Source organism: Trueperaceae bacterium (assembly GCA_036381035.1).
Classification (GTDB): domain Bacteria; phylum Deinococcota; class Deinococci; order Deinococcales; family Trueperaceae; genus DASRWD01.
In genome coordinates, this window is record DASVDQ010000022.1 from 1 (window position 1) to 1,305 (window position 1,305).

Sequence of the window (1,305 nt, forward strand, 5' to 3'; positions counted from 1 at the left end):
CTTCTTGTCGTACTCGAGCCCGAGCTCGTTGCAACGGTCGAGCATGACGCGCTTGCACTGCGCCTTGACCGGCTCCTCCAGCTTGTCCACTTCGGCCAGGAGTGCCGTCATCTCCTCGGCCGTCTCGATCTCCGGCATCCGATCGCGGAAGGCATTGACCGCCGTGACCACCTTCTGAGCCTCGGCCGAGAGCTGGCCCAGAGCCGACTTGATCTCCACGATCAGCCGACCGGCAAAGCGCGGCTCGCGGTTGTAGTCCGGGATCTCGATCACATCGAACTGCGCCGGGTTCTTGCCGACGTAGTTCTCGGTCGGGTTGAAGTCCAAGACCCGCTTCTTGCCGTCCGCGTACATGTAGCCCACGGAGTCGGCGAGCTTGAAGATCTCGTTGTACGATCCGCCCGTCACATCGGGCCGCACGATCTTCACGTCCCGCTCGTTGGTCGACTCCTTGTCATGCGCGATCATGATCACGTCGAGTCCCAGGGAGTTGAGCCGCCCAAGCCAGGAGGCGAACGCGGACTTGAGCGCGCCGTACCCTTGCAGCGAGAGAGCGCCAGCCTTGGTTGCGAGCTTGGGGTTCTCCGCGATCAACTCCGCCGAGAGGAAGTCGAGCGCGCGCCCCACGGTGTCGAGCACCACCGTCTTGTACGGCTTCAAGTCCTCCGCCGTGATCGTCGCGATCTCCGACCACGCGCCGACCGGCACAATGTCCTGGCGGAAGGCGGAGCGGTGAGCGCCACCATCGAAGTCGAGCAGCAGCGGCGACTCGGCCGTGAAGCCGAAAGAGCTTTTGCCGATGCCCGGCATGCCGTAGATGAGCATGCGCACTTGGGTGACTTCGATCGGCTCGTGGGCCTTGTGAATTCGTAGTGCCATTGTTCAACCCTCGCTGTAAGTTCCTCGCCGAGCGTCCCAATCCCGCATCGCGCGCTCACGTAGTACGCCGTGGCCAGCTCCGTCGTACGCGTTCTTGCTCATGGGATCTCGTCCTCCAACTGCTCTTTCAGGTCCGCGACCGCCTCTTCAGGCGTCGAGCCGTAGCCGATCGGGTCGCCCCAATCCCACGAGGTCTCATACGCTTGCCACTCGCCCCCGGGGTTCTGCTCTACGATGAGCCCGGCTTGGGAGAGCGGGTGGTCGGAGAAGATCGTCTCGGGGTTCAGCGGCTTCATGGCATCACTTCGCCTGCGGCCGCAGAAAGCAGCTCGCGTTGGCATCGCGCGGATCTGGACGCAGCGGCACCACCTTGGCCGGCCGCAGGTGCTCCTGCTCGGGCCACTTGCCGCGCGCCAGCAGGGCGGC

General features: G+C 64.4%; 2 protein-coding genes. Both read right to left on the bottom strand.

All coding sequences use genetic code 11. The annotated features are described in order from the left end of the window. A partial coding sequence (locus VF202_03055; protein HEX7039075.1) for an ATP-binding protein occupies positions 1 to 825 on the bottom strand: 825 nt, incomplete at its 3' end. Between the two features lie 152 nt (positions 826 to 977). Then, positions 978 to 1,175 carry a hypothetical protein gene (locus VF202_03060; protein HEX7039076.1) on the bottom strand — a complete coding sequence of 66 codons (198 nt, stop codon included), beginning with the start codon at positions 1,173 to 1,175 and terminating at the stop codon, positions 978 to 980. Positions 1,176 to 1,305 lie beyond the last annotated feature (130 nt).

What these genes read in the sequence shown, in the direction of transcription:
- VF202_03060 (HEX7039076.1), bottom strand. Translation starts at nt 1,175, where the DNA reads ATGAAGCCGCTGAACCCCGAGACGATCTTCTCCGACCACCCGCTCTCC.